The following is a 20,944-nucleotide window of genomic DNA, read 5'->3' on the forward strand; positions in this document are numbered from 1 at the left end:
CAATGTCAAAAAGCAGAGGAAACAAAACAACCCAAACATCGCCACGCTTATGGCGAAGTCCAAGCCATCCAGTCCCAGATTTTTCGAACCTTGCGTTGCCTTAGCGCCGCTCTGTCCGTCCGCCGTAGCATCTCGCTGCGTCGGTGAAGCGGTATCTAGGAGCTGCGGACGAAGGTTGCAAGCGGAAAAATGCACACCTCGGTATGAAAAATCTCAAGGCAATGATTTTCTGTCATTTTTCTGTCGCAGGTTCGGGCAGATAATGCCCGCTTGGCCGCGCTTGCAGGCAGGCGGCAAAGCCCTGCACCGCGCCGGGCGCCCGTTTTTGCCCCGAGTCGGCCGCGGATTCGGCGCCGCGACTCGCTGGGCCGGGCCAAGGCCGGGGCGCAAAACGAAAAACGCGGCCCCAAAGGGACCGCGTTTCGCATCGCATGGAAGCAGGGATCAGCGCTTCGAGAACTGGAACGAGCGACGGGCCTTCGCCTTGCCGTATTTCTTGCGCTCGACCACGCGCGAGTCGCGGGTCAGGAAGCCGGCCGCCTTCAGCGCGGCGCGCAGGCTGGGCTCGTGCAGTTGCAGCGCCTTCGAGATGCCGTGCTTGACCGCACCCGCCTGGCCCGACAAGCCGCCGCCGGCAACCGTGGCATAGACGTCGTACTGGCCCGAGACGCCGGCCACTTCGAAGGGCTGGCGCAGGATCATCTGCAGCACCGGACGGGCGAAATATTCCGCGATGTCCTTGCCGTTCACGACCACCTTGCCCGAACCCGGCTTGACCCAGACGCGGGCGACCGCGTCCTTGCGCTTGCCGGTGGCATAGGAGCGGCCCAGCGAATCGCGCTGCGCCTCGCGAACCGGGGCAGCCGCCGGGGCAGCCGTCGCGACCGATTTCAGATCGTCGAGGGTTTTGATGTCTTCGGCCATGGCTTACGCGCTCCGGGTATTCTTGGCGTTCATGGACTTGACGTCCAGCACTTCGGGCTGCTGAGCTTCGTGCGGATGCTCGGCGCCGGCATAGACGCGCAGGTTGGTCATCTGCTTCTTGCCCAGCTTGTTGCGCGAGATCATGCGCTCGACGGCCTTGATCACCACGCGCTCGGGGTGGGCGCCTTCCAGCACCTGCCGCGCGGTGCGGTGCTTGATGCCGCCCGGATGGCCGGTGTGCCAGTAGTATTTCTTGGCGTCGCGCTTGTCGCCGGTCATCTGCACCTTGTCGGCGTTGATGATGATGACATTGTCGCCCATGTCCATGTGCGGGGTGAAGGTCGGCTTGTGCTTGCCACGCAGGCGCATCGCGACGATCGAGGCAAGACGGCCCAGAACGACGCCCTCGGCGTCGATCAGGATCCACTTCTTCTCGATTTCCGCCGGTTTCGCGGTATAGGTTTTCATCTGTCGGTCCCTTTGGGGGCTGTAATTCGAGATGGGCGTATATCGGCAAAAGCCGGGCGCAGGTCAAGTGCGCGATGCCTGGAATCCCGCAGCCATATCAATGGCTTGCGAAATAGGTATCAAAATACCGCAAAACAACCCCCGCCCACATCAGCGTTTCGGCGGAATCGCATAGGTCATCGAGCAGCGCGCCACCGGCTCCTCGGTCCCGTCCGAGCGGATCAGCACCTCGCCCACGGCCAGCATGCGGCCCAGCTTGAGGATGCGGCAATCGGCCAGCAGGTCGCGCCCCGCCTCGGGCTTGCGCATGAAGTCGATCGAGGCATTGGTGGTCACGGCCAGCGCCACCTCGCCGATGCGGGCCAGGATGGCCAGGTAGATCGCCACGTCGGCCAGCGCGAACATGGACGGGCCGCTGACGGTCCCGCCGGGGCGCAGGTGCCGGTCGTCCACCTTCAGCCGCGCGGTCAGCCCCGTCTCGTCCAGCGATTCCACCCGCACCTGGCCCGCGATCTGCGGAAATGCCCGGTCCAGAAATTCGTTCAGCGCCTCGCGGCCCATTGCCAATGCCATGCTTCCCCCCTGCCGGAACGGCGGCTAGACTGCCCGGCAAAGCCCGGTAAAGACAAGCCGCGCCGTGGCGTCAGGAGGAATGGCATGAAGGATGGAAACCCCCAGCCGCTGGTGCTGCGCCAGGACGACGGCCCCGTTGCGCGCCTGATCCTGAACAGCCCGATGAATTACAACGCGCTGTCCACGGCGATGATCGACGCGCTGTCCGATGCGCTGGACGAGATCGCGGCGGAGGACGCCATCCGGGTGGTGGTGCTGGCCGCGCGCGGCAAGGCGTTCTGCGCCGGCCACGACCTGCGCGAGATGCAGGGCGCCCGCAATGACGAGGATGACGGCCGCGCCGCCTATGAACGGCTGTTCTCGCGCTGCGCCCAGATGATGCAGAAGCTGCCGGCCCTGCCCCAGCCCGTCATCGCCGAGGTGCAGGGCATCGCCACCGCCGCCGGCTGCCAGCTGGTCGCCAGCTGCGACATGGCCGTGGCGGCCGAGGGCGTGCGCTTTGGCGTGAACGGGGTGAACATCGGGCTGTTCTGCTCGACCCCGATGGTGGCGCTGACCCGCGCCATTCCGCCGCGCGCCGCCTTCGAGCTGCTGGTGACGGGCGAATTCATCGACGCCCGGCGGGCGCACGAGCTGGGCCTGGTGAACCGCGTCGCCGCGCCCGCGGCACTGGAGGCCGAGACGATGGCCCTGGCCCGCGGCATCGCCGCCAAGCTGCCCGCCGCCGTGCGCATGGGCAAGCGCGCCTTCCACGCGCAGCGCAACCTGGGCCTTGCGGATGCCTATGAGACCGCGGGCGCGGTGATCTGCGAGAACCTGCTGCTGCCCGACACGGCCGAGGGCATCCAGGCCTTCCTGGAAAAGCGCCCGCCCAACTGGGATTGACCGAACTGGGATTAACCCAGCGCGGCCAGCCAGGGAAAGGTTTCCAGCAGCCAATAGGCAAAGGTCGGGAAGGCGCCGGTCAGCAGCGCCGCCCCGACCACGACCAGCAGCACGCCCATCATGCGCTCGATCAGCTTCAGATGCGGCTTGATGCGGTTCATCACCCCGATGGCGCGGTTGACGAAGATGGCCGACAGCAGGAAGGGAATGCCCAGCCCCAGCGCATAGACCGCCAGCAGCGCCGCGCCGCGCCCTGCCTCGGCCCCGGTGGCGGCCAGGGACAGGATCATGCCAAGCTGCGGCCCGATGCAGGGCGTCCAGCCAAAGGCAAAGGCCAGCCCCAGGATATAGGCCCCCAGCGACGAGCCGCCCTTGTCGCCGGCATCCAGCCGCGCCTCGGTATCCAGGAAGGGGATGCGGATGATGCGCAGGAAATGCAGGCCCATGATGATGACCACCACCCCGGCCCCGCGCGCCAGCCAGTCCTGCCATTGCAGGAACATCCGGCCAAAGGCCGATGCCGCCATGCCCATCAGCAGGAAAACCGTCGAAAGCCCCAGGACGAAGAACAGCGCCGGCACCACCGCGCTGCGTTCGCCCGTCTTCAGCCCGCCAACGCCGACCCCCGTCATATAGGCCAGATAGGGCGGCACCACCGGCAGGACGCAAGGCGACAGGAAGGACAGGATCCCGGCCAGCAGCGCGACCGTCGCGGCGGGCAGAAAGGCGGCGTCTGCAAGCTCGATTCCCAACATGTCCGGCACCTTGGCTCATGGAAAGGGCGCGGGAAAGCCCCGCGCCCGTAACGCTTTCGTGGGAAGGCTGCGACAGATCAGCCCAGGGACCACCAGCCGCGACGCTTGGGACGCGCCGACTCTTCGTTCGCGGCAGCTGGAGCCGGCTCGGGCATGGGCGCCGGTACGGCCTCGGGTGCAACGGTCGATTCGGCCTCCGCCACGGCGGTCTCGTGCTCCGCGGCCTCGGGTTCCGCGGCTGCGGCTTCCTCGGCGTCGGTCGCCACGGGTCCGGCAGCTTCCGCCTCCGCCTCGGCCTCGGCCGCCTGATCGGCAGCAGCCTCGGCAATCGGCTCCTCGGCCTGCGCATCCTGCGCAGCATCCGCCGACGCGGCCTCCACGACAGGCTCCGCGACGGGCTCGACCGCCTCGACGGCAGGCCCCGCCTCAACACCCGCCTGCGGCGCGTCCGCGGCGGCGTCGCTCGGCTCTTCCGTCTTGCGGCGGCGGGTCCGGGTGCGGCGGCGCGGCTTCTCGGCGGCGTCGGCATCGGCTTCGACCGCATTCTCGGCCTCGGCCACCACTTCCGCCACGGCCTCGGCCGGCGTCACCTCGGCTTCGGCGGGCTGCTCGGCCGGCTCGGCTTCAGAGGCCGCATCCTCGGCACCCTCCTCGGCGTGATCCAAGCCATCCTCGGCATGGGACGCCTCGCCCTCGCCGTTCTTGCCGCCGCGGCGACGGCGGCGGCGACGCCGGCGCTTGCTGCCGTTCTCGCCCCCCTCGCCATTCTCGCCGCCTTCGGCATGGCTGTCCTCGGCGCGGTCTTCCTCCTCGGCGATCTCCTCGACCTCTTCCTCGACCGGCTCCTCGTCGTCGATCTGCGCCATCAGCCGGGCATCGACCGAAACCACGGGCGAGACCACCTCGGGCACATTGCGGGTCGCGGTCTTGAACTTCTCGATCGCGTAATCGGGCGAGATCAACGCCGGATCGGCCTCGACCCGGACCGACAGCCCATAGCGCGCCTCGATATTGGCGATATGCTCGCGCTTGGCGTTCATCAGGAAGTTCGCCACCGCGACCGGCGCCTTGACCAGCACCTCGCGGGACCGCTTGCGGGTGCCCTCTTCCTCGATGGCGCGCAGAATGGTCAGCGCCAGGCTGTCGTCCGAACGGATCAGCCCGGTGCCGTGGCAATGCGGGCAGGGCTGCGTGGTCGATTCCAGCATCCCCGGCCGCAGGCGCTGGCGCGACATCTCCATCAGGCCGAAGCCCGAGATGCGCCCGACCTGGATGCGCGCCCGGTCGGTCTTGAGCTTGTCCTTGAAGCGCTTCTCGACGGCGGCGTTGTTCTTGCGCTCCTCCATGTCGATGAAGTCGATGACGATCAGCCCGGCCAGGTCGCGCAGGCGCAGCTGGCGGGCGATTTCCTCGGCGGCCTCCAGGTTCGTCTTCAGTGCGGTGTCCTCGATCGAGCCTTCCTTGGTGGCCCGGCCCGAGTTCACGTCGATGGCGACCAGCGCCTCGGTGACGCCGATGACGATATAGCCGCCGGATTTCAGCTGCACGACCGGGTTGAACATGCCGGCCAGATAGCTTTCCACCTGATAGCGCGCGTAAAGCGGCATCGGGTCGGTGTAATGCTTCACGTTCTTGGCATGGGACGGCATGATCATCTTCATGAAGTCCTTGGCCGTGCGATAGCCGCGCTCGCCCTCGACCAGGACCTCGTCGATCTCCTTGCTGTAGAGATCGCGGATCGTGCGCTTGATCAGGTCGCCTTCCTCATAGATCGGCGCGGGCGCGATGGACTTGAAGGTCAGCTCACGGATCTGTTCCCACAGTCGCATCAGGTATTCGTAGTCGCGGCGGATTTCCGTCCGTGTCCGCTGGCTGCCGGCGGTGCGGATGATCAGCCCGGCGCCTTCCGGCACCTCCAGCTCGCTGGCGATCTCCTTCAGCTTCTTGCGGTCGGCGGCATTGGTGATCTTGCGGGAAATCCCGCCGCCGCGCGCGGTATTGGGCATCAGCACGCAATAGCGGCCGGCCAGCGACAGATAGGTGGTCAGCGCGGCGCCCTTGTTGCCCCGCTCCTCCTTGACGACCTGGACCAGCATGATCTGCCGGACCTTGATCACCTCCTGGATCTTGTAGCGGCGCGCGCGGGGCTTGCGGGGGGGCGAGATCTCCTCGGCCACATCCTCCTCGGCGACCGATTCGATGCCATCGTTCTCGGCGGCGTCATCGCCTGCCGGCTCGTCGGCTGCATCGGGGGCGACCGCGGCAGCATCCTCGGCCGTCGCCAGCGGTGCGGCCTCGGCCACGGCCACCGCAAGATCCTCGCCCCCCGCGGCCTCGCCTTCCGAGGGGTCCAGCACGGCCATCCCCGCGATCTCGTCCGAGACCACGACGGCATCGCCGCTGTCGGCGGCAGCGGCCTTGGCCGGCTTGCGGCGGCGCGGGCTACGCTTCTTCTCGCCCTCGTCGGCCTCGGCGGCGGCGGCCTGGCGTTCTTCCTCGATCAGCGCCTTACGGTCGGCGGCGGGGATCTGGTAGTAATCGGGATGGATCTCGGCAAAGGCCAGGAAGCCGTGGCGATTGCCGCCGTAATCCACGAAGGCGGCCTGCAGCGAGGGTTCGACCCGCGTCACCTTGGCCAGGTAGATGTTGCCAGCAAGCTGCCGCTTGTTGACCGTCTCGAAATCAAATTCCTCGACTTTGGTTCCATCCACCACGACAACCCGAGTTTCCTCGGAATGCGTGGCGTCGATCAGCATTTTCTTTGACATGTTTCCGTCTTTCGGGCCGCCGGACCGGCCCGCACGGTGGCGGGGGCAAGGTTCGGCTGCCGCATGAGAGGACAGCGAAAGCCGCACCGCCAGCAGCAATCGCGGCGGCCGGGGAACCCCCCTGCCACCGTTGCCGATCAAGCTGCGTTGCGCGATCCATCGCGTCTGTTTACCTTTCTTGGCCCATCCCGCTCGCGCGGTCGGGGCTGCGATCTACGGTCGCCCAGAGGCCCCCTGGGGGCGTGGGCAGGATTTTCCGCGCGTGGCACCACCGGCACTTTTCAGGTGTCGCGGCTGGCTGGCGCGCTGCGAAACTGGCGAGGTCGAGCAACCATTGGTTGTGGCGCCCACCCTACAGGGGCAAGATAGCGGGGAAGGGCGCGCCGTTACAATCTGTTTTTGGTCAAAGCGCCGGGATTTGCCGATCCGCCCATCCCGCCCGCCCCCCGGCAGGGGCGCGCCGCGGCAGGCAAATCCCCAGGCCAGATCCCGCGCCCCGGCTATTTCTCCGTTCCCCAAATACCCATGTCCGACCGGGCCGGAGGCGTGCCGCTCACAGGTAATCGCTGCGGCTCAGCCCGTATTTCGCCATCTTCTCGTTCAGCGTCCGGCGCGGCAGACACAGCTCGTCCATGACCGCGGCGATGCTGCCCTTGTGGCGGCGCATGGTATTGTCGATCAGCATCTTCTCGAAGCTCTCGACATATTCCTTGAGCGGCTTGCCCTCGGTCGTGGTCGCCTCCTGCGTATCCTCGCCGTCGGCCATCAGCAGCGAGGCGATGGATCCCGAGCCGCGGCGGTTCTGCAAGACCGCGCGCTCGGCCACATTGATCAGCTGGCGCACATTGCCCGGCCAGGGCGCCTGCAACAGCTGCGCCGCCTCCTGCGCCGTCACCTGCGGCGGCTCGCAGCCGTATTCCTCGGCGAATTGCTCGGTCATGCGGGTGAACAGCGTCAGGATGTCCTCGCCGCGCGAACGCAGCGGCGGCAGGGTGATCTTCAGCGCGGTCAGGCGATAGAACAGGTCGGGACGCAGCGAATCCTCGGCCCGGCGCCCCTCGCCGCGGGCGTTGGAAATGGCGATGATCCGGGTCTCGGCCGGGCTGCCCTGCTCGGCGATGAAGGCCAGAAGCCGCGCCTGCAGGGGATCGGACAGCGCCTCGATGTCCTCCAGGCACAGCGTGCCGCCGCGGGCCTCCTCGACCGCGGGCAGCCCGCTCTCGACCGGGCCGAACAGCTTGGCCGAAAGGATCTCGTCACTATAGGCCGCGCAGGAGATCGGCACGAATTTCTTCGAGGCGCGCGGCCCCACCGCATGCAGCGCATGGGCGACCAGGGTCTTGCCGGTGCCGGTCTCGCCGTCGATCAGCACATGGCCGTCGGCCTGGCCCAGGTCCAGGATGTCCTCGCGCAGCCGATCCATGACCGGGCTCGACCCGATCAGCTTGGACATGACCTGCTGGCCCTCGGACAGGTCGCGGCGCAGGGCGCGGTTGTCCAGCGTCATGCGCCGGGCCTGGGTCGCCTTCTTGACCAGCTCGGTCAACCGCTCGGGGTTGAAGGGCTTTTCCATGAAGTCCATGGCGCCGATGCGCATGGCCTCGACCGCCATCGGCACATCGCCATGGCCGGTGATCATGATGACCGGCAGGCCCGAATCGATGCCCATCAGCCGCTTGAGAAAGGCCATCCCGTCCATGCCCGGCATGCGGATGTCGGAAATCACCACCCCCGGCCAGTCGGCGCCGATCGCCTTCAGCGCCTCTTCGGCGGTGGCGAAGGTCTCGGCGTCGAAGCCCGACAGCGCCAGCCACTGGCTGATGGATTCGCGCATGTCCGGTTCATCGTCCACGACGGCTATCTTCAAAGTGCGGCTCATGGGCCTTTACCTCTTTTCTTCATTCCGCCGCCAGCCGCGTCCCGGCCTTGTGGCCGGGATCGTGCAGCGGCAGCTCAAGTTCGAATACGGCGCCCCTGCCCCCCTCGTCCGAGGCGTTATGCGCCGTCAGACGCCCGCCGAAATCGGCCGCGATCCCGGACGAGATCGCCAGCCCCAGGCCGGTCCCCTCTCCGGGCTTCTTCGTGGTGAAGAAGGGTTCAAACAGATTTTCCAGATCCGATACACCCGGACCGTTGTCGCGCACGGACAAGAATGCGTGAGAGCCGGCGCTGACGGTGATCTCGATCGCCGGGTCGCGCAGCCCCTTGATCGCATCGACCGCGTTGCGCAGCAGGTTGATGATGATCTGCTCCAGCCGGATGCGGTCGCAATAGACCATGACCGGATAGCGCGGGATGTTGCGCTGCAGGCGGATGGTGCGGCTTCGCAGCTGCGGCTCCATCATCACCAGCGCGCTCGACAGCGCGGCGCGCAGGTCGACCGGCTCGAAGGCCTCGCCGCCCTTCCTGGCATAGGATTTCAGCTGCCGGGTGATGGCGCCCATGCGCTCGACCAGGTCGTCGATGCGCTGGAAGCTCGACAGCGCCTCCTCGGCCCGGCCGCGCTGCAACAGAAGCCGTGCCCCGGCCAGATAGGTCTTCATCGCCGCCAGCGGCTGGTTCAGCTCGTGGCTGACGCCCGCCGACATCTCGCCCAGGGCCGCGAGCTTGCTGGACTGCTGCACGGTCTGCTCGGCCACGCGCAATTCCTTCTGCATCCGCTCGCGCTCGGCGATCTCGCGCGTCAGGCGCAGGTTCAGCGCCCGCAGGTCGGCCGATTCGCGCATCCAGGCCGCCGATTCCACCCGCGCCCGGCGCGACAGCAGATAGAACACCGCCGCCAGCAGGATGGCAAAGCCCATGATGACCATGGCCAGCACCGCATTCACCCGCTCGCGCACCGACTCGTAGGTGGTGAAGGCGATCATCTTCCAGCCGCGGAAGGGGATGCGGGTCTCGGACTGCATCACCGCGCGGCCCTGCACATAGGCGTCGGCCGGGGTCGCCGCCCAATCCGCCGTGACCTGGAAGGCCCGCGCGATGGCCGAGGGCGCCGAGCGCACCGCCAGGGCCTCGGGCAGGGTCAGCCCGCGCCAGCGCGGCTCGGTCGACAGGATGATCTGCCCCTCGCTGTCCGTCACCGCGATCGCATCGGAAATCCCCGCCCATGACCGCACCAGCCGGGTCAGGTCCGCCCCCACCACGACCACGCCCAGCGTGCGCCCGTCCGACATGACGGTGCGGGAATAGGTGAACTCATAGGCCCCCTGCGGCGAAGGCGAGACGGTGAACACCGTGTCCCGCGACCGCAGCGCCTCGACGAAGAACGGCTCCTGCACGTAATTGGTGCCGATCAGGTTGCGGTCGGTCGAGCCCACGACCCGCCCCGAGGCGTCCAAGAGCTTGATCGAGGCCGCCGCGATCTCCTTCTGGGCCGAGATCAGCCGCGCCGAGGTGCCCGAGAAATCATTGCCCGACAGCGCCGAGATCAGCGCCGGGTCGCGCGCCAAGAGCAGGGGCACCACCGAGGTGCGCTGCAATTCCGACAGCAGGTTGCCGGTATAAAGCGCCGAGCGCAATTCGGTGCGCACCCGCGTCGTCTCGGAAAACCGCGCCGTCAGCCAGGCATTGGTGAACCAGATCGTGCCCGCGGCCACGACCAGCAGCACGGCGATCACGCCGCGCAGTCCCCAACGGCTGGTCAGACCCGCCCTGCCTTCCGGGAACCCGATGGAACTGTCTTCCTCTCGCATGAGCCTCCGGCACCGCCCTCGTAAGGGTCGATGCAGTCTAGTGCGCGAAAGAGCGCCGCTCAAGTCAGGCCGCGACAAGCTCCTGCATCAGCGAGGCAAAAAGCCTCGCGCCATCGGTGCCGCCATGGGCCGGATCGGCGGCACGCTCGGGATGGGGCATCATGCCCAGCACCCGGCGGTTCTCCGACAGCACCCCGGCGATATCCTCGACCGAGCCGTTGATGCCCGGCGCATAGGTAAAGGCGATCCGGTCCTGGTCCTTCAGCGCCGCCAGCCCCTCGGCGTCGATCTGGTAGTTGCCGTCGTGATGGGCGACCGGCACCCGGATCTCCTCGCCCGCCCGATAGGCGGCGGTAAAGGGGCTGGCCGCGGTCGCGACCCGCAGCACCGCCTCGCGGCACAGGAACCGCAGCCCGGCATTGCGCATCAGCGCGCCGGGCAGCAGGTTCAGCTCGGTCAGCACCTGGAAGCCGTTGCAGATGCCCAGCACATAGCCGCCCCGCGCCGCATGGGCCTTGATCGCGCCGGCGATGGGCGAATGCGCGGCGATGGCGCCGCAGCGCAGGTAGTCGCCAAAGGAAAACCCGCCCGGCACCGCGACCAGGTCGGTGCCCGCCGGCAGCGCCTCGTCCTTGTGCCAGACCCGCACGACCTCGGCGCCCGCCTGCTGCAGGGCGACGGCCAGGTCGCGATCGCAATTCGATCCGGGAAAGGTGATGACGGCAGCTTTCATGGCGGGCCTCCGGGATTATGCCTCGCGCTTCCCATACTCCAGTCCGCGCCGCGTGTTAAGCGGCTTTGCACCGCCCCCGGATTTCTTCGTTCCCCAAATACTCAAGAATCCGCGACGCAGCGCCGCCGCCGGCCTCCTGCCCGCTTCACCGTTTCGCAAATACGCCGGAATCCGCGCCGATCATGCGAAAAGGGCCGGGATCCCTCCCGGCCCTCGCAATCCGACATCTTTCCGGGCGGATCAGCCCGCCAGCGCCTTGTTCAGGTATTCGTCGACCTTTTCCAGATAGCCCATGGTGGTCAGCCATTTCTGGTCCGGCCCGACCAGCAGCGCCAGGTCCTTGGTCATGTGGCCGTCCTCGACCGCCTGCACCGTGACCTTCTCCAGCGTCTCGACGAAATTCATCAGCGCGGCGTTGCCGTCCAGCTTGGCGCGGTGCTTCAGCCCGCCGGTCCAGGCAAAGATCGAGGCGATCGAGTTGGTCGAGGTCTGGTTGCCCTTCTGGTGCTCGCGGTAATGCCGCGTCACCGTGCCATGCGCGGCCTCCGACTCGACGATCTTCCCGTCCGGCGTCATCAGCACCGAGGTCATCAGCCCCAGCGAACCGAAACCCTGCGCGACCGTATCCGACTGCACGTCGCCGTCGTAGTTCTTGCAGGCCCAGACATAGCCGCCCGACCATTTCATCGCCGAGGCGACCATGTCGTCGATCAGGCGATGCTCGTAATGGATGCCCTTCTTCTTGAACTCGGCCTCGAACTCTTCCTCGTAGACCTTCTGGAACAGGTCCTTGAAGCGGCCGTCATAGGCTTTCAGGATGGTGTTCTTGGTCGAGAGATAGACCGGATAGCCGCGGTTCAGCCCGTAGTTCATCGAGGCGCGGGCAAAGTCGATGATCGACTGGTCGAGGTTGTACATCGCCATGGCCACGCCGGCGCCGGGCGCCTGGTAGACCTCGTGCTCGATGGTCTCGCCATCCTCGCCGACGAACTTGATCGTCAGCCTGCCCTTGCCGGGAAAGAGGAAATCGGTGGCCTTGTACTGGTCGCCGAAGGCGTGGCGGCCGACGACGATGGGCTGGGTCCAGCCGGGGACCAGGCGCGGCACGTTCTTGCAGATGATCGGCTCGCGGAAGATCACGCCGCCCAGGATGTTGCGGATGGTGCCGTTGGGCGATTTCCACATCTTCTTCAGGCCGAATTCCTCGACCCGCGCCTCGTCGGGGGTGATGGTGGCGCATTTCACGCCGACGCCGTATTGCTTGATCGCCTCGGCCGCGTCCACGGTGATCTGGTCCTGGGTGCGGTCGCGCTCCTCGATGCCCAGGTCGTAGTATTTCAGGTCGATGTCCAGATAGGGCAGGATCAGTTTCTGCTTGATGAAGTCCCAGATGATCCGGGTCATCTCGTCGCCGTCGAGCTCGACGACGGGGTTCTCTACCTTGATCTTCGACATGGGTGGTCCCTTCGATTAGGATTCGGCTCGGCCGCGCTATAGCGGCATTCCGAACGAAAGGAAAGCCCGGTATGCGATTGCATACCGATTGACCCCAAGCCCCCGCAGCCGTGGGATCAGCCGCGGAAATACACCTGCGCGCTTTCGCTGAGCCAGTGCCACAGCGTCGGCGCGCCGCGTTCGATGCGCAGGCCCACGCGCTCGACCAGCTGGGCATAGGTCACGCGGTATTCCGCCCAGGTGCCGCCGCCCGAAGCGATGTTCTGCATCACCGGCTGCGCCCGGTCCAGCGACTTGGCAAAGACCGCGTCGGGGGTCTCGTTCGCCTCGAACTCGGCCCAGAGCGCGCGCAATTCGGCCCCCTGGGGCGCGGGCAGCAGGCCGAAGATCCGCTCGGCCGCCTCGGCCTCGGCCTGCAATTGCGCGGTGCCGTGATGGGCGGCGCCGTTCTGGGCGTGGATCGGCACGTCGCCGGTGTCGATCTCGACCAGGTCGTGGATCAGCAGCATGCGGATCACCCGGCCGATCTCCACCGCCGGCCCGGCATGGGGCGCCATGACCAGCGCGTAAAGCGCCAGGTGCCAGCTGTGCTCGGCGCTGTTCTCGCGCCGCGAGCCGTCGCAAAGCAGGCTGGCGCGCAGCACCGATTTCAGCCGGTCGGCCTCGGCCAGGAAGGCCAGGCGCTGCGCCAGTTCGCCGCAGGGCGCGCAACCCTCCAGCAGGGCCTGCGCCGCCTCCATCGCCTCGGGCCATTCCGCCCAGAGCCGCCGGGCGCGGCCCGAGGTCATGTTGTCGCGCACGATGGCGACATGATCGGCCAGGGGCTCGGGCGCGCAAAGCACCTGGAACAGCGGCTGGACATGGTCCATGCGCTTGGCCATGCGGGCATCCGGGCTTTCGCCCGCCTCGAACTCGTGCCACAGGGCCATCAGCGCCTCGCCGCCCGGCAGCATGCCGAACAGCCGGCGCGCCGCGGCTTCCTCGGCCGCCTGCACGGCGGCCATGTCATGGGCCAGGTGGATCGGATGGTCGCCGCAGTCGATCTCGACCAGGTCGTGCAGCAGCAGCATGGCGATGGCGCGGTCCGAGGCGCCGAAGACCAGCGCATAGAGCGCGACGTGCCAGCTGTGCTCGGCGCTGTTTTCCGGCCGCGACAGGTCCATCAGCACATTCGCCCGCTCGACCGATTTCAGCCGGTCGGCCTCGGTCAGGAAGGCAAAGCGCAGGGTCAGGTCGGTCATGGCAAAGCCCCAGGCCGGCCCGGCCGGCCCGGTTCCCTATCGCGTGTTCTCGGTCAGGCGGCGGCGCACATAGGCCTGCACCGTGTCGATCATCGGCTTCATATGCGCCTCGTCGTCGCGGAAGAAATGGTCCGCGCCCTCGATCTCCTCATGGGTGATGGTGATGCCCTTCTGCTCGCGCAGCTTGCCGACCAGCGCATGGGTGTCCTTGGGCGGCGCCACGCGGTCGGCGGTGCCGTTGATGATCAGCCCCGAGGAGGGGCAGGGCGCGAGGAACGAGAAGTCATACATGTTCGCCGGCGGCGCGACCGAGATGAAGCCGGTGATCTCGGGCCGCCGCATCAGAAGCTGCATGCCGATCCAGGCGCCGAAGCTGAAGCCCGCGACCCAGCAATGCTTGGAATTGGGGTTCATCGCCTGCAGGTAGTCCAGCGCCGAGGCGGCATCCGACAGCTCGCCGATGCCCTGGTCGAACTCGCCCTGGCTGCGGCCGACGCCGCGGAAGTTGAACCGCATGACGGTGAAGCCCATGCGGTGGAAGGCATAGTGCAGGTTGTAGACGACCCGGTTGTTCATCGTGCCGCCATATTGCGGATGCGGGTGCAGGATGATGGCGATGGGGGCGTCGGGCGCGGCTTGCGCGTGATAGCGGCCTTCCAGACGACCTTCGGGACCGGGGAAAATCAGTTCGGGCATGGGCTTCCTTTGAAACTCGGGTTCCTTGACCCTGTGACGGCGCGGCTCTAGATCGTCAATCTGGGAAGCGCGCCCGACATAGGCAAGACGCATTCAAGGACGGCGCCGGGGAATTAGCCCCTGGCTTACGCGTCGTCAATGGTTTGCGGCTGGAGGAGAGGCAAGATGAAACTGTCCACCAAGGGACGTTACGCAATGGTCGCCCTGGTCGACCTGGCCATCGCCAAGGGCGACGAGTTGACCTCGCTGGCCGAGATCTCCAAGCGGCAGGACATCTCGCTGCCCTATCTGGAGCAGCTCTTCGTCCGCCTGCGCCGGGCCGGGCTGGTCGATTCGGTGCGCGGGCCGGGCGGCGGCTACCGGCTGGCCAAGGCGCCCGAGACGATCCGCGTCGCCGACGTGCTGGAGGCGGTGGACGAAACCGTCAGCGCGCTGCATGTCGGCGCCGGCGCCTCGGGCGGGGTCTCGGGCTCGCGGGCGCAGACGCTGTCGAACCGGCTGTGGGAAAGCCTGTCGGCACATGTCTATGTGTTCCTGCACAACCACACGCTGGCGGACGTGGCCCGCAACCAGCTGCTGCCCTGCCCCGCCCTGCCCAAGATCCTGTCGATCGTGGACGACTAGGCCATGCGGGTGCTGGTCGCCGGCCTGGGCAACATGGGGCGCAGCCACGCGCTGGCCTGGCTGAAGCAGCCGGGGGCCGAGATCGTCGGCCTGGTCAACCGCTCGCCCGTGGACCTGCCGCCCGAACTGGCCGCGATCCCGCAAAGCCAGGACTTCCACGAGGCGCTGCACCGCCTGCGCCCCGACGTGGCGGTGATCGCCACCTATTCCGACAGCCATGCCGAATATGCCATCGCCGCCATGCGGGCGGGCGCGCATGTCTTCGTCGAAAAGCCCCTGGCCACCACGGTCGAGGACGCCCGCCGCGTGGCCGAATGCGCGGGCGAGACCGGCCGCAAGCTGGTCGTCGGCTACATCCTGCGCCACCATCCCAGCTGGCAGCGCCTGATCGCCGAGGCGCGCGCATTGGGCGGGCCCTATGTCTTCCGGCTGAACCTGAACCAGCAAAGCTCGGGCCCGACCTGGCAGGTCCACAAGGCGCTGATGCGCACCACGCCGCCCATCGTCGATTGCGGCGTGCATTACGTCGACGTCATGTGTCAGATCACCGACGCGCCGCCGGTCGAGGTGCGGGGGATGGGCCTGCGCCTTTCGGACGAGATCGCGGCGGACATGTACAACTACGGCCATTTCCAGGTGCTGTTCCAGGACGGCTCGCTGGGCTGGTACGAGGCGGGCTGGGGGCCGATGATGTCCGACACCGCCTTTTTCGTGAAGGACGTGGTCAGCCCGCGCGGCGCCGTCAGCATCCGCATGCCCCAGGACGCGCGCTCGGACGACATCGACACCCATACCCGCACCGCGACCCTGCGCCTGCACCGCGTCGGAGAACCGGACCACGACATCTCGATGCGCGACGAACCCGGCCACCAGCAGCTTTGCGACGCCGAGGCCGCCTTCATGGCCCGCGCCATCGCCGGGGACATGGACCTGGAGCGGCACATGCGCGACGCGGTCTCCTCGCTCGCCGTTTGCCTGGCCGCGGACGAATCGGTGCGCACGGGCCAGCCGGTGCGATTGCGCATCTGACGCACCCGTCCATCGCACCCGCCGTCACACGCCCGTCACGCTTTCTTGCGAAATGCGGCCCGTGGCCCTAAATGAGCCATTCGTTTTCCGCTTTCACGGTCGCAAGGCCAGAGGTTCCGCGCCATGTCCGATCTGCAGACGCCCTATTACCTGATCGACCTTGCGAAGCTGCGGGTGAACATGGAGCGAATCCGCTATCTGCGCGAACGCTCGGGCGCGAAATGCCTTCTGGCGCTGAAATGCTTCGCCACCTGGTCGGCCTTCGACTTCATGCGCGACTTCATGGACGGCACCACCTCGTCCTCGCTGTTCGAGCTGCGGCTGGGGCACGAGGAATTCGGCAAGGAAACCCACGCCTATTCCGTCGCCTGGGCCGATCACGAGATCGACGAGGCGCTGGGTTACGCCGACAAGATCATCTTCAACAGCCTGGGCCAGCTCGACCGTTTCGGGGCCAAGGCGGCCGGGCGCGGCATCGCCATGGGGCTGCGGCTGAACCCGCGCTTCTCGACCTCGGGCTTCGACCTGGCCGACCCGGCCCGCCCCTTCTCGCGGCTGGGCGAATGGGATCTGAACCGGCTGGAGGCGGCGCTGGACCGCATCTCGGGCGTGATGATCCACTACAATTGCGAGAATGCCGATTTCGAGCTGTTCGACGCGCAGCTGGGTCGGATCGAGGCCGAGTTCGGCGGCTTCCTGGAAAAGCTCGACTGGGTCAGCCTTGGCGGCGGCATCCATTTCACCGGCGAGGGCTATCCGCTGGACCGGCTTGCCGACCGGCTGCGGGCGTTCTCGGACCGCTTTGGCGTGCAGGTCTTCCTGGAACCGGGCGAGGCCAGCATCACCCGCTCGACCTCGCTGGAGGTGACGGTGCTGGACACCATCCACCACGGCAAGGACGTGGCCATCGTCGACTCGAGCATCGAGGCGCATATGCTCGACCTGCTGATCTATCGCGAAACCGCCAAGCTGCCGCAGGACGGCGAGCATCCCTGGCAGGTCGCGGGCAAGACCTGCCTCGCGGGCGACATCTTCGGCGAGGGCCGCTTTCCCCGGCCGCTGAAGGTCGGCGACCGCATCAGCATCGCCGATGCCGGCGGCTATACCATGGTCAAGAAGAACTGGTTCAACGGCGTAGCCATGCCCTCGATCGCGATCCGGGACGAGGACGGAACGATCCGCCTGGTCCGCCGGTTCACCTATGACGACTACAAAGCCAGCCTGTCCTGAACAGGCGCAAGCCATCCCCTTTCCCAGCCCCGAAAAGGAGACTGAATTGGCCAAGAACGTGCTCATCATCGGCGCCGGCGGCGTCGCCCAGGTGGTCGCGCATAAGGTGGCGCAGAACGCCAAGGAATTCGGAACGCTGCATATCGCCAGCCGAACCGTGTCCAAGGCCGAGAAGATCATCGCGAGCATTCGTGAGAAAGGCCATTCGGTCGAATTCACCGCCCATCCGCTGGACGCCATGGACAGCGCCGCCGTGGCCGCGCTGATCCGCCAGATCGACGCCGGCATCGTCATCAACGTCGGCTCGGCCTTCGTCAACATGACCGTGCTGCAGGGCTGCATCGAGACCGGCGCCGCCTATATCGACACCGCGATCCACGAAGACCCGGCCAAGATCTGCGAGACGCCGCCCTGGTATGCCAACTACGAATGGAAGCGGCGCGAGGATTGCGAGAAGGCCGGCGTCACCGCCATCCTGGGCGCGGGCTTCGATCCCGGCGTGGTCAACGCCTATGCCCGGCTGGCCGAGGACGAATATTTCGACAAGATCGACTCGATCGACATCGTCGACATCAACGCCGGCAGCCATGGCCGCTGGTTCGCGACCAATTTCGACCCCGAGATCAACTTCCGCGAATTCACCGGCACCGTCTATTCCTGGCAGGGCGGCGAATGGCGGCAGAACCAGATGTTCGAGGTCGGCCGCGAATGGGATCTGCCCGTCGTCGGCAAGCGCACCGCCTACCTGTCCGGCCATGACGAGGTCCACAGCCTCTCGGCCCGCTACAAGGACGCCGACGTGCGCTTCTGGATGGGCTTCGGCGAGCATTACATCAATGTCTTCACCGTGCTGAAGAACCTCGGCCTGCTTTCCGAGCAGCCGGTCAAGACCGCCGAGAGGCTGGAGGTCGTGCCGCTGAAAGTGGTCAAGGCCGTGCTGCCCGACCCGGCCAGCCTGGCGCCCGACTACGAGGGCAAGACCTGCATCGGCGACCTGGTCAAGGGCACGCTGGACGGCAAGCCGGGCGAGATCTTCATCTACAACGTCGCCGACCACAAGGACGCCTATAACGAGGTCGGCAGCCAGGGCATCAGCTATACCGCGGGCGTGCCCCCGGTCGCAGCGGCGATCCTGGTCGCGCGCGGCACCTGGGACGTGAAGCGCATGGTCAATGTCGAGGATCTGCCCGCCCGCCCCTTCCTGGAGCTGCTGGGCGACCTGGGCCTGCCCACCCGCGTCATCGACGCCTCGGGCGACCACCCGCTCTAGGCACGGCCCGGACGGCTTGCCGAAAACGCCCGCGGCGGGGGAACCCGGCCGCGGGCTTGGCGTTTCCCTCGGCGCCGCACGGGGGGCGCGGAACGGGGGGAGGGGACGCATGCCGCCAGATCAGGAACGCCGCAGCCACATGTTTCCCTTTTCCGCCCCCACCGACAAGGGCGTGGCCAAGGTGGCGAACTGGGCGGTGATCGGCATCTTCCTCATCCTGCTCTTCAGCTTCTTCGCGCAGGCGCGCAGCTTCCTGATGCCGGTGACGCTGGCGATCCTGCTGTTCTTCGTCTTCGTGCCCTTCCGCCGGCTGATGGAGCGGCTGGGCATCGGCGCCATCGTCACCGCCGCCATCGTCTCGCTGGGGCTGGTGGTGGCGGTGGTGCTGATCGGCTTCGTCATCTCGGGCCCGGCCAACCGGCTGATCGAGAACGCGCCGCAGATCACCGAGCGGCTGGAACAGCGCTTTACCGAGATCCGCAGCAATTTCCGCGGCCTGGAGCGCGCCGCCGAAAAGATCGACGAGATCGCCGGCGGCGGTTCCTCCCCGCCCGAACCGGCCACGCCGCCCGGTGAAACCTTGCCCGACGCGACGCTGACCGGCACGCTCAGCGCGATCCCCGCCCCTGGTGCGCCGCAGCCCCCCGACCAGCAGATCCAGGTCGAGGTGAACGCCACCCCCGAGACCTCGACGCTGGCCAGCGCGCTGGACCTTGGCCCGGCGCTGGTCGGGCAGATCATCTTCACGCTGTTTTTGCTGTTCTTCCTGATCTCCTCGGGCGACCTGCTTTACCTCAAGATCGTGCAGAGCTTCGATTCCATGCGCGAAAAGCGCGCGGCCTACCTGGCGCTGCGCGAGATCGAGGACAGCCTGGGCACCTATCTTGGCGCGATCACCCTGATCAACGCCTGCCTGGGGCTGGCCATCGGGCTGGCGATGTGGGCCTGGGGCATGCCCAGCCCGGTGCTGTTCGGGCTGGCGGCCTTCCTGCTGAACTTCATCCCCTACCTGGGCTCGGTCGCCGGCATCATCATCGCGACGCTGGTCGGGGTCTTCGTCTTCGACGACCTGTTCACGCCGCTGATGGTCGGCCTGACCTACCTGGGCCTGACCGCGCTGGAAGGCCAGCTCATCACGCCCTATTTCGTCTCGCGCCGCCTGCAGCTGAATACGGTGGTGGTGTTCCTGACCGTCGCGCTCTGGGCCTGGCTCTGGTCGGTGATCGGCATGATCGTCGCCGTGCCGTTGCTGGTGGTGATGCGGGTTCTGGCCGAACACATCCCCGGCCTGCAGAAATTCGGCAATTTCCTGGCCGGCGAGGATCCGCCCGCGCTGGAGGACGAGGACGAGGAAGAGGCGCGGGAACTGGTCGAGGCCGGCGACGAGGCCGAGGATGCGGCCCAGGCCTCGGCGGCCACCATGGTCCTGGCCACCAAGGATTGATCGCGCCGGCTCTGGATAAATGGCGAAAACATGGCATGATCGCGACGCCATCCATGGACGAATCGCGACAGATGCCTGAACACGATCCCTCGCCCGACCCGAACCAGCCGCGACTGCGCATCGGCTTCGTGCTGACGCCGCGCTTCACGCTGTCGGCCTTTGCCACGTTCGTGGACGTGCTGCGGCTGGCGGCCGACGACGGCGACGGCTCGCGGCCGATCCGCTGCCGCTGGCGCGTGCTCTCACCCGACATGGCGCCGGTGCAATCCTCCTGCGGCATGCGCATCGAACCCGAGGAGCGGCTGGGCGACCCCACCCGCTTCGACTACATCATCACCGTCGGCGGGCTGATCGACGGGGGGCCGGGCCTTTCGCCGGACCAGGCCGCCTTCCTGCGCCGCGCCGCCCTGGCGCGGGTGGCGCTTGGCGGGCTTTGCACCGGGGTCTTCGCCATGGCCCGCATCGGGCTGATGGACGGCTATCGCTGCTGCGTCAGCTGGTTCCACCACCAGGATTTCCTGGCCGAGTTCGAGCGGATGCGCCCGGTCTCGGACCAGATCTTCGTGGTGGACCGCGACCGGATTTCCTGCTCGGGCGGGGTCAGCGCGGCGCATCTGGCCGCCTTCCTGGTCGACCGCCACCTGGGCCGCGCCGCCGCGCGCAAGGCGCTGTCGATCCTGATGATCGACGAGCCGATGGCCGGCGACCGCCCCCAGCCCGGCCTGCCGCTGGAACTCAATGCCCGCGACCCGCTGGTGCGCCGCGCGCTGCTGGCCATGCAGCAGAACCTGCATGCGCCGCTGTCCATCGCCCGCATCGCCAAGGATCTGGGCGTCGGGCGGCGCAAGCTGGAGCGGCATTTCAACGCCGACCTGGGCCTTCCGCCCGCCGATGCCTCGATCCGCATCCGGCTGGCGCAGGCGCGCATGCTGCTGGCGCGCACCGACCGCACCGTCACCCGCATCGCCGAGGAGACCGGCTTTTGCGACGCCTCGCACCTGATCCGCGTCTTCCGCGAGACCGAGGGCACCACGCCCGACCTCTGGCGCCAGAACCGCGTCCCCCTGGCGCAGGACGCGCCCTGACCGGCCGTTGCACGGCGCCATCCTGCAACGCGCCGCGCCGCGCCGGATAATGCGGCGCCATTCGGATGAGGA

General features: G+C 67.3%; 18 protein-coding genes. 7 read left to right on the forward strand and 11 right to left on the reverse strand.

Annotated elements, in window-relative coordinates; all coding sequences use genetic code 11:
- Positions 1-444 precede the first annotated feature (444 nt).
- The 3 genes from rpsI to FE811_RS20080 all read right to left on the reverse strand — a co-directional run bounded on the left by rpsI (position 445) and on the right by FE811_RS20080 (position 1,965).
- Positions 445-924 carry a 30S ribosomal protein S9 gene (gene rpsI, locus FE811_RS20070; protein WP_036749038.1) on the reverse strand — a complete coding sequence of 160 codons (480 nt, stop codon included), beginning with the start codon at positions 922-924 and terminating at the stop codon, positions 445-447.
- Positions 925-927: 3 nt separating this feature from the next.
- The gene (rplM, locus tag FE811_RS20075; RefSeq protein ID WP_024845806.1) at positions 928-1,392 is read right to left on the reverse strand and encodes a 50S ribosomal protein L13; all 465 of its coding nucleotides are present in this window, start codon (positions 1,390-1,392) and stop codon (positions 928-930) included.
- 150 nt (positions 1,393-1,542) lie between these two features.
- Positions 1,543-1,965, reverse strand: a complete 423-nt coding sequence (locus FE811_RS20080) for a PaaI family thioesterase (protein ID WP_036749037.1) — start codon at positions 1,963-1,965, stop codon at positions 1,543-1,545.
- 84 nt (positions 1,966-2,049) lie between these two features.
- Between FE811_RS20080 and FE811_RS20085 the strand changes: the two genes are divergently transcribed.
- On the forward strand, positions 2,050-2,850 hold the full coding sequence (locus FE811_RS20085; protein WP_116220419.1) for an enoyl-CoA hydratase: 801 nt from the start codon (positions 2,050-2,052) through the stop codon (positions 2,848-2,850).
- Positions 2,851-2,861: 11 nt separating this feature from the next.
- Here FE811_RS20085 and FE811_RS20090 read toward each other — a convergent pair whose 3' ends face one another.
- From FE811_RS20090 to FE811_RS20125, 8 genes are all read right to left on the reverse strand, one after another.
- Positions 2,862-3,605: a cytochrome c biogenesis CcdA family protein gene (locus FE811_RS20090; RefSeq protein ID WP_036749030.1), complete on the reverse strand. Its 744-nt coding sequence runs from the start codon at positions 3,603-3,605 to the stop codon at positions 2,862-2,864.
- A 77-nt stretch (positions 3,606-3,682) separates the two neighbouring features.
- A complete protein-coding gene (locus FE811_RS20095) occupies positions 3,683-6,373 on the reverse strand; it encodes a ribonuclease E/G (protein ID WP_116220420.1) in 2,691 nt (896 codons plus the stop codon).
- A 553-nt stretch (positions 6,374-6,926) separates the two neighbouring features.
- A complete protein-coding gene (locus tag FE811_RS20100; RefSeq protein WP_036749029.1) occupies positions 6,927-8,252 on the reverse strand; it encodes a sigma-54 dependent transcriptional regulator in 1,326 nt (441 codons plus the stop codon).
- A gap of 19 nt (positions 8,253-8,271) precedes the next feature.
- Positions 8,272-10,065: an ATP-binding protein gene (locus tag FE811_RS20105; protein WP_036749022.1), complete on the reverse strand. Its 1,794-nt coding sequence runs from the start codon at positions 10,063-10,065 to the stop codon at positions 8,272-8,274.
- 64 nt (positions 10,066-10,129) lie between these two features.
- Complete coding sequence (gene purQ / locus FE811_RS20110; protein ID WP_116220421.1) at positions 10,130-10,798, reverse strand: phosphoribosylformylglycinamidine synthase subunit PurQ; 669 nt, start codon at positions 10,796-10,798, stop codon at positions 10,130-10,132.
- Positions 10,799-11,038: 240 nt separating this feature from the next.
- Positions 11,039-12,253 carry an NADP-dependent isocitrate dehydrogenase gene (locus FE811_RS20115; RefSeq protein WP_116220422.1) on the reverse strand — a complete coding sequence of 405 codons (1,215 nt, stop codon included), beginning with the start codon at positions 12,251-12,253 and terminating at the stop codon, positions 11,039-11,041.
- Positions 12,254-12,369: 116 nt separating this feature from the next.
- The gene (locus FE811_RS20120; protein ID WP_116220423.1) at positions 12,370-13,494 is read right to left on the reverse strand and encodes an HD domain-containing protein; all 1,125 of its coding nucleotides are present in this window, start codon (positions 13,492-13,494) and stop codon (positions 12,370-12,372) included.
- A gap of 36 nt (positions 13,495-13,530) precedes the next feature.
- Positions 13,531-14,190 carry an alpha/beta hydrolase gene (locus tag FE811_RS20125; protein ID WP_036749011.1) on the reverse strand — a complete coding sequence of 220 codons (660 nt, stop codon included), beginning with the start codon at positions 14,188-14,190 and terminating at the stop codon, positions 13,531-13,533.
- Between the two features lie 165 nt (positions 14,191-14,355).
- Between FE811_RS20125 and FE811_RS20130 the strand changes: the two genes are divergently transcribed.
- From FE811_RS20130 to FE811_RS20155, 6 genes are all read left to right on the forward strand, one after another.
- Positions 14,356-14,814 carry an Rrf2 family transcriptional regulator gene (locus FE811_RS20130; RefSeq protein ID WP_024845794.1) on the forward strand — a complete coding sequence of 153 codons (459 nt, stop codon included), beginning with the start codon at positions 14,356-14,358 and terminating at the stop codon, positions 14,812-14,814.
- 3 nt (positions 14,815-14,817) lie between these two features.
- Positions 14,818-15,843 carry a Gfo/Idh/MocA family protein gene (locus tag FE811_RS20135; RefSeq protein WP_036749005.1) on the forward strand — a complete coding sequence of 342 codons (1,026 nt, stop codon included), beginning with the start codon at positions 14,818-14,820 and terminating at the stop codon, positions 15,841-15,843.
- 123 nt (positions 15,844-15,966) lie between these two features.
- Complete coding sequence (locus tag FE811_RS20140; RefSeq protein WP_114536013.1) at positions 15,967-17,073, forward strand: carboxynorspermidine decarboxylase; 1,107 nt, start codon at positions 15,967-15,969, stop codon at positions 17,071-17,073.
- A 46-nt stretch (positions 17,074-17,119) separates the two neighbouring features.
- A complete protein-coding gene (locus FE811_RS20145; protein WP_116220424.1) occupies positions 17,120-18,343 on the forward strand; it encodes a saccharopine dehydrogenase family protein in 1,224 nt (407 codons plus the stop codon).
- Positions 18,344-18,452: 109 nt separating this feature from the next.
- Entirely contained in the window at positions 18,453-19,787 is a 1,335-nt protein-coding gene (locus FE811_RS20150; protein ID WP_114536015.1) for an AI-2E family transporter, read from the forward strand.
- A 71-nt stretch (positions 19,788-19,858) separates the two neighbouring features.
- Complete coding sequence (locus tag FE811_RS20155) at positions 19,859-20,872, forward strand: GlxA family transcriptional regulator (protein ID WP_036749313.1); 1,014 nt, start codon at positions 19,859-19,861, stop codon at positions 20,870-20,872.
- Positions 20,873-20,944 lie beyond the last annotated feature (72 nt).

It is taken from the genome of Paracoccus sp. FO-3, from assembly GCF_006386455.1.
Classification (GTDB): Bacteria; Pseudomonadota; Alphaproteobacteria; order Rhodobacterales; family Rhodobacteraceae; genus Paracoccus; species Paracoccus versutus.

Bases quoted from the DNA above. Each gene is read 5' to 3' on its own strand.
- FE811_RS20155 (WP_036749313.1), top strand. From the start codon at position 19,859: ATGCCTGAACACGATCCCTCGCCCGACCCGAACCAGCCGCGACTGCGC.
- FE811_RS20085 (WP_116220419.1), top strand. From the start codon at position 2,050: ATGAAGGATGGAAACCCCCAGCCGCTGGTGCTGCGCCAGGACGACGGC.
- rpsI (WP_036749038.1), bottom strand. From the start codon at position 924: ATGGCCGAAGACATCAAAACCCTCGACGATCTGAAATCGGTCGCGACG.
- FE811_RS20120 (WP_116220423.1), bottom strand. From the start codon at position 13,494: ATGACCGACCTGACCCTGCGCTTTGCCTTCCTGACCGAGGCCGACCGG.
- FE811_RS20115 (WP_116220422.1), bottom strand. From the start codon at position 12,253: ATGTCGAAGATCAAGGTAGAGAACCCCGTCGTCGAGCTCGACGGCGAC.
- FE811_RS20135 (WP_036749005.1), top strand. From the start codon at position 14,818: ATGCGGGTGCTGGTCGCCGGCCTGGGCAACATGGGGCGCAGCCACGCG.
- FE811_RS20080 (WP_036749037.1), bottom strand. From the start codon at position 1,965: ATGGCATTGGCAATGGGCCGCGAGGCGCTGAACGAATTTCTGGACCGG.
- FE811_RS20095 (WP_116220420.1), bottom strand. From the start codon at position 6,373: ATGTCAAAGAAAATGCTGATCGACGCCACGCATTCCGAGGAAACTCGG.
- purQ (WP_116220421.1), bottom strand. From the start codon at position 10,798: ATGAAAGCTGCCGTCATCACCTTTCCCGGATCGAATTGCGATCGCGAC.
- FE811_RS20105 (WP_036749022.1), bottom strand. From the start codon at position 10,065: ATGCGAGAGGAAGACAGTTCCATCGGGTTCCCGGAAGGCAGGGCGGGT.
- FE811_RS20150 (WP_114536015.1), top strand. From the start codon at position 18,453: ATGCCGCCAGATCAGGAACGCCGCAGCCACATGTTTCCCTTTTCCGCC.
- rplM (WP_024845806.1), bottom strand. From the start codon at position 1,392: ATGAAAACCTATACCGCGAAACCGGCGGAAATCGAGAAGAAGTGGATC.
- FE811_RS20100 (WP_036749029.1), bottom strand. From the start codon at position 8,252: ATGAGCCGCACTTTGAAGATAGCCGTCGTGGACGATGAACCGGACATG.
- FE811_RS20130 (WP_024845794.1), top strand. From the start codon at position 14,356: ATGAAACTGTCCACCAAGGGACGTTACGCAATGGTCGCCCTGGTCGAC.
- FE811_RS20090 (WP_036749030.1), bottom strand. From the start codon at position 3,605: ATGTTGGGAATCGAGCTTGCAGACGCCGCCTTTCTGCCCGCCGCGACG.
- FE811_RS20125 (WP_036749011.1), bottom strand. From the start codon at position 14,190: ATGCCCGAACTGATTTTCCCCGGTCCCGAAGGTCGTCTGGAAGGCCGC.
- FE811_RS20140 (WP_114536013.1), top strand. From the start codon at position 15,967: ATGTCCGATCTGCAGACGCCCTATTACCTGATCGACCTTGCGAAGCTG.